Origin of the sequence: Acinetobacter sp. RF14B, from assembly GCF_006864105.1 — a bacterium.
Lineage (GTDB): Bacteria > Pseudomonadota > Gammaproteobacteria > Pseudomonadales > Moraxellaceae > Acinetobacter > Acinetobacter lwoffii_C.
This window is the reverse complement of the sequence record NZ_SMTB01000004.1, coordinates 58347-64563: the sequence shown is the minus strand read 5'-3', so window position 1 is coordinate 64563 and position 6217 is coordinate 58347. Positions and strand designations below refer to the sequence as shown.

The 6217-nt window shown below is 43.6% G+C and carries 6 protein-coding genes; 2 read left to right on the top strand and 4 right to left on the bottom strand.

All coding sequences use genetic code 11. The annotated features are described in order from the left end of the window. Together E2K52_RS01665 and E2K52_RS01660 are read right to left on the bottom strand one after the other, a co-directional pair. Positions 1–324: hydroxyethylthiazole kinase (locus E2K52_RS01665; protein WP_171478785.1), on the bottom strand; the 324-nt coding region annotated here is incomplete at its 3' end. Positions 325–365: 41 nt separating this feature from the next. Beyond that, on the bottom strand, positions 366–1526 hold the full coding sequence (locus E2K52_RS01660; RefSeq protein ID WP_151203265.1) for a hypothetical protein: 1161 nt from the start codon (positions 1524–1526) through the stop codon (positions 366–368). 418 nt (positions 1527–1944) lie between these two features. On the opposite strand from E2K52_RS01660, the gene pepN reads away from it, so the two are divergent. After that, positions 1945–4554 (top strand): aminopeptidase N, encoded by a 2610-nt coding sequence (gene pepN, locus E2K52_RS01655; RefSeq protein ID WP_151203264.1) that lies wholly within the window; start codon positions 1945–1947, stop codon positions 4552–4554. Positions 4555–4638: 84 nt separating this feature from the next. Continuing rightward, a complete protein-coding gene (locus E2K52_RS15320) occupies positions 4639–4968 on the top strand; it encodes a hypothetical protein (protein WP_227548015.1) in 330 nt (109 codons plus the stop codon). Positions 4969–5014: 46 nt separating this feature from the next. On the opposite strand, the gene E2K52_RS01645 is transcribed toward E2K52_RS15320, so the two are convergent. After that, positions 5015–5461: a universal stress protein gene (locus E2K52_RS01645; RefSeq protein WP_151203263.1), complete on the bottom strand. Its 447-nt coding sequence runs from the start codon at positions 5459–5461 to the stop codon at positions 5015–5017. Positions 5462–5615: 154 nt separating this feature from the next. Then, positions 5616–6059 carry a universal stress protein gene (locus E2K52_RS01640; RefSeq protein WP_151203262.1) on the bottom strand — a complete coding sequence of 148 codons (444 nt, stop codon included), beginning with the start codon at positions 6057–6059 and terminating at the stop codon, positions 5616–5618. Positions 6060–6217: the final 158 nt, after the last annotated feature.

The following is a 6217-nucleotide window of genomic DNA, read 5'->3' as shown; positions in this document are numbered from 1 at the left end:
ATAACCGACCGGGTCCAGTACCCAGGGCTTGCCTAAGCTATGGGCTGTACGCGCAGCGATTTGCATGGCCTCGACCTGTTCCGTGGTCGGTGTCCCCAGATTCAGACTAAGTGCAGCTGCAATGTTGATAAAACTTTCAGCCTCATAGGGATTGTCAATCATGGCCGGTGAAGCATTTGCTGCGAGCAGGACGTTAGCCACATAATTGCTGGCCACCGCATTGGTCATAATATGAACCAGAGGCTGCTCTTGCTGAAGTTGATGCCAGGCTTCACAGATCTGCTCAAGAAGCATATGCTCTAAGTGGGATGAAGACGTATTCATAATGATCAATTCTAAAAATAGAAAACTGTGGAGGAGGCCGGTCAGCGCGTAAAATAGTGATCCTGATGCTTGCAATTACGGCAGAACAAGCTGACATAGTCACTGGCATCATAGTCAACAGACAGTTCTTGTGAGCCACAGTGCATACAGCGTTTTTGCGAGTAAAATTTTAGCCGCGGTTCGATTTTATGCCATGAGCGCCAGATCGGCTGAAAAAAGATATTTTCATCATAACCCAGCAGACGATAAAACAGGATGCCGCTCATCTTGCTTAAAGGAAGCTGAGTGGGACGTGGCAGGGTAAAGGTTTCCCATTTCTCATTGAGAGCGCGTTCGCGGTATTGCTGCAAGGTTTTCTTTAACAGATTGGTATTGATGAAATTTTCATTACGTGGTTGTAGGGCTTTTTGCTTATAGAGATATTCCAGCGCATTCTGAACCAGATAATAAATCTGCCCAACGGCCAGTACATCCAGCAAGCGATAACAGAAGGCTTGAAAGCTTTTGTTTCCTGCAATCTGGATACCCCAAGTCCGACAATAGAACTGGGCAAACTGAATAATTTCCTGATACAGTAAAGCATACAGGGCATCTTTGACTTCATCTGAACTTTTAAAAGGTACGCCTTTGCTCAGATTTTCATAAAACCAGGCGCGCAGTTGCTGGGCAATACTAAACAGGCTGGGTTCAGAATAACCATCCAGACGAACATTGATATAATAGTGCTGGTTTTCCGAAGCAATATCTTTAGGAATCAAAATCTGGTCTCTCAGCAGATTTTTGATCAGCCCTTGCTGGAACAAATAGTTAGGACTAATCATGTGATATTTGATCTGTTGCCAGTCAATATATTCGTGATGATGAATATATTCCTGAACCTGATCATCCAGAATAGCCAGCAAGAACAGCTTGTGCAGGAAACTGAGCTGAGTTAGTTCATATTCACGCTGATCCTGTTTCTTATGATGCTGATGATTTTCCTGTAGTCGGGTTTCTTTGAGCAGCCGTTTACGCTGTGCTAGACAATGCTCACAATAACAGTTGTGCTTTTGCTCAGGATAAAGCTGATGCTGGCAATGACTGCATTCATGAAAGTTAATATCCTGATCATATTGTTCCGCTTCAATCCAATACATCGACGCCCTGCAAAGCGGGCATTGTGTACTTTCATCAAGCTGTTTTTGCAGAACATTAAAGACCATAAGGCATATATAAACTCAAAAAGGAAAGATGATTATACACAGCTGGCAAGAGGATGACAGGGCCGATCAGTGCAGTCTGAACACAACAGGAAGCGCTGGGACAAAAGAGCTCAATGGGAAAAGATAAAGCGCTAAGCTTTGATGAGCTTCAATGTCACCCTGATTCAGCTTTCAGTTCAGCATTCACTTATCTTGATTTTCAAAGCATAGGCTTATAAAAATATCAAATCTTCTCCTCATTTGGCAGGGAGACTTTTTCGTGGGATACAATTGCTCTCTGATTATACAAAATGCATTGAAAGTGCTGCCCTAAGCGCCCATATTAGAGTTAGGAAAAGAAAAGCACCCACAGTGTTTATCATTTGACAGATGCGTTTGACATCGAATATGTCAGAACGATAAAAGATTAGGACAGGATATGAATATTGCGGCGAATCCGGTGATCGAAGCTGATCAAACCATTTATTTAAAAGACTATCAAAAACCTGTTTTCGTGGTTGATTCGATTGATCTGAATATTCAGGTCTATGAGGATCATACTCTGGTGAGTAGCAAACTGGTTATGCAACGTCGGACTGAGGGTCCTCTGGTTTTGCTGGGCCGTGATCTGGAGCTGCAATCGATCAGGTTAAATGGTCAGCAGTTGACTGAAAAGGATTATCAGCTCGACAGTGAACAACTGGTAATTGCTCAGGCGCCTGATCAGGCCGTGATTGAAACAGTCGTGAAAATTCATCCTGAAACCAATACCATGCTGGAAGGTCTGTATCAGGCCAGTTCAGATCTGTTTGTTACCCAAAATGAACCAGAAGGTTTTCGCAAGATCAGTTTCTATCCTGATCGTCCGGATGTATTGTCAGTATTTACGACCCGTGTCGAAGCGGATAAAAAATATCCTGTGCTGTTGGCGAATGGTAACCTGCTGGAAACCGGTGAAGCCGGCGAGGGCCGGCATTATGCCATTTGGGAAGACCCCACCAAGAAGCCGAGCTATTTATTTGCCTGCGTGATTGGTGATCTGGCCGTCATGAAAGACTCCTATGTCACTTCGGAAGGCCGAAATGTGGCGCTGGAAATTTATGCTGAAGAAAAAGATATTCCAAAATGCAAGATTGCCATGGAAGCACTTAAACATTCTATGCGTTGGGATGAAGAGCATTATGGCCTGCCATATGACCTTGATAACTATATGATTGTGGCGACCAGTGCCTTTAATATGGGCGCTATGGAAAACAAAGGCCTGAATATCTTTAATACCTCATGTGTACTAGCCGATGAGGAATATACGACTGATGCCGCGATCATGCGGGTACAATCTGTGATTGCCCATGAATATTTCCATAACTGGACCGGCAACCGGATTACCTGTCGTGACTGGTTCCAGCTGTGTTTAAAAGAAGGTTTAACGGTGTTTCGTGACCAGTCTTTCTCGGAAGATTTGCAGTCTGCCGCCGTACAGCGGATTGATGATGTGGCCGTTCTTAAAGCCCATCAGTTCCCGGAAGATTCAGGCCCTTTATCACATCCGCCGCGCCCGGATCATTTTGTCGAAATCAATAACTTCTATACTGCAACTGTGTATGAAAAAGGCGCGGAAATTAACCGTATGATGGCAACCCTGCTGGGTAAGGAAAAATTCCGTCAGGGCACAGATGAGTATTTCCGCCGTCATGATGGTCAGGCCGTTACCGTAGAGGATTGGATTGCGGCTTTAACGGCAGGTTCTGGTGTTGATCTTTCTAACTTCCTGACTTGGTATAACCAGCCAGGTACACCAAAACTGGTCGCAGAAGGGCACTATGATGCGGCATCGCAAACTTATCGCCTGAGCTTAAAACAAAGCCTGAAAGTGCATCCGAAATATCCGAATCTGAAAGCCGTGCCAATTCCAGTGGCTCTGGCCCTGTTTGATGCAGCAAGCGGCGAACAACTGGTCCTGAATTCTGAAGCCTTGTTTGAGAATTTGGTCAAAGATGGGGTATACCTGTTTGATCAGAATAAGGCAACGATCGAATTTAACGGCGTAAGCAGTAAACCCGTGGTGTCTTTACTGCGTAATTTCTCTGCACCGGTGGATCTGGAATTTAACTATTCAGATGAAGAGCTGGCGTTCTTGCTGCAATATGAAACCAATGGTTTTAACCAGTGGCAGGCGGCTCAAACCCTGTTAGAACGTATTTTACTGGACAATCATCCTTCAGATATTTATATCGAAACCATGCTGAAGACACTGCCTGAGGTTATCCAGAAAGATCCATTACTGGCATCGCGCCTGTTTGATGTGCCATCTGAAGGCTATTTAGGCAGCCGTATTAATCAGGATTATAGCCCGGCTACGATTCAGGAACAGCGTGATGCCTTATTGCATACTTTGGCACGTGCGTTTGGTGCGACAGCCAAAGATATCTATCTGAGCCTTGACCCTGATCTGCAAGCTGATTTCTCTCAAGCGATGGGTACACGTGCGCTGAAAAATATCCTGCTGATGATGATGGCACGTCAGGGAGATGAATCAGCGTTTGAACTGGCAGAGCAGCAATATCAAAATACCCGCAATATGTCTGAGCGCTTAGGGGCATTGCGTGTACTGGTCTGGAATGATGCACCGCAAGCAAAAGCACTGCTGGATGACTTCTATACCCGCTTTAAAGATGAGGCGCTGGCACTCGACCAATGGTTTATGCTGCAAGCAGCTCATCCGCAAGTAACAGCAGAAGAGATTCAGGCGTTAACTGCACATCCGGATTATGACCTGAAGACACCAAACCGTATCCGTGCGGTGAGTGGTGGCTTGAATGCCAACCCGGTCAATAGCTGGAGTTTTGGTGTAGAGCATTATATTGGTCTGGCGAAATATCTGGATGAGAAAAACCCGATTGTGGGTTCACGTTTACTGCAGGCATTATCTCGCTGGTATACGCTGATTGAACCACAGCGTAGCGAAGTCAAAGCCCAACTCGAAGCTTTAAAGCCGGTGGTGAAATCTAAAAACGTTTCAGAAACGTTGAATAGTATGCTGAACGTGTAAAAAGTATGATTAAAGAAGCCGGATCAGATGATCCGGCTTTGTCATTTCTGCTAAAAGGAGGGAAGGCGTATTTGAAAGCAGATTTTGCCTAATTTATCACATACAGGTGTACAGATGGTTTGCAGCAGAGCGTCGCTTGCTTGTTCTGCTGAGCATCGAAATTATGAAAATGTCTTTCAATTAAATGATGAGGGGGGATTCAAGATGTTAGTGAAAATCGAAGATGGTTTTTATCTAAACACTCAACATATTATTGCGCTGCAGGTTAGTAAAAAACCGGTCAATAATCTATTTGAAATTTCTATCCAATATACGCCTTATTCTGTTCATCAGGCAGCTGAACATAAAAAGGTGTTTGCCAGTCAACAGGATGCAGAAAGATTTCTGAATGAATTGAACCAAAAAATGCGTTAAAAGAAAAGCCTGTCGAGTACAGGCTTTTTATTTTAATAGGAGAAATTTACTGCTTTACAATCAGGACCGGAATTTCAGATTGTGCTAGCACATTTTGTGCAACACTGCCGAGCATCAGCTTCTGCAAACCTTTGCGGCCATGCGAACCCATAATAATCAGGTCGGTCGGTGAATCTAAAGAAGCCTGCAAGATACCTTCCGAGGGCGCCATGCCATGAATGATTTTAGTGATCACTGGAACGCCGTCACGAATAAAACTTTCCTTTAGTTCAGTTAGACGATCTAAGGCATGTTGCTCTGCCTGTAGAAAATAATCAGTTACTGCCGGCGCGACTTTATAAAAATCGACGCCTTTAAATGGATCGACAGCAATAACACTTAATAAGGTAACTTTGCTATGAAAAACCTTTGCCATTTCCAAGGCATGCTCTGCCGCGGCATAGGAAATCGAGGATTCATCGAGTGCGACCAGAAGATTATCGTAATTTTGCATGGTGTTTCCTCATCATTATTATAACGGTTATGGGCAGTACAAGAAGGACAGATCCAAATTTTATTTGAAGGAATAGAAACTTAGTTTTTAAGGGCAGTCTTTAAAGTTTTTTGCGCATTGTTCAGGTGCGCAAAAAACCAGAAGATTGTTCAGATTATTTTTTTACAACCATGACAGGTACTTGTGTTGCGCCGAGTACATCCTGTGCGAAACTGCCCAGAATCATTTTCTGGAATCCTTTACGGCCATGTGAACCCATGACAATTAAGTCAGCTTGAACTTCTTGGGCTGTATTTACAATATGTTCAGCATTCACCAGGCCCGTCACAATGCGCGTATCGGCCTCAACACCTTCTGCTTCTGCAAGAGCAGCCGCCTGTTTTAAAGAGTTTTTAGCATTGGCATGCGCCTGGGCAAAATATTCTTTCATAATTGTAGAGCTATAATAAAAATCTGCCTCAGTAAAAGGATCTTCTGCAATCAGGCTGATCAAGTAAAGTCGGCTGCCAAAAGCTTTGGCAATTTTTGCAGCATGCTGAACAGCAGAAAAAGAAATTTCTGAGCCATCTACTGGAACTAAAATATTTTGATAGGCCATCGTTTTTCTCCGGATGTCATGTGTTTTTTAGGCTTTGATTTATTGATAACACAGTGCTGTAACAGGTGCAATTGCAAAAAGCTGAAAGGGCATAAAAACTCATTTAATTACAAATATATTTCACATAAGAAGTATGAAATTTGAGCGAATAAAATTGA

What these genes read in the sequence shown, in the direction of transcription:
- E2K52_RS01660 (WP_151203265.1), bottom strand. Translation starts at nt 1,526, where the DNA reads ATGGTCTTTAATGTTCTGCAAAAACAGCTTGATGAAAGTACACAATGC.
- pepN (WP_151203264.1), top strand. Translation starts at nt 1,945, where the DNA reads ATGAATATTGCGGCGAATCCGGTGATCGAAGCTGATCAAACCATTTAT.
- E2K52_RS01645 (WP_151203263.1), bottom strand. Translation starts at nt 5,461, where the DNA reads ATGCAAAATTACGATAATCTTCTGGTCGCACTCGATGAATCCTCGATT.
- E2K52_RS01640 (WP_151203262.1), bottom strand. Translation starts at nt 6,059, where the DNA reads ATGGCCTATCAAAATATTTTAGTTCCAGTAGATGGCTCAGAAATTTCT.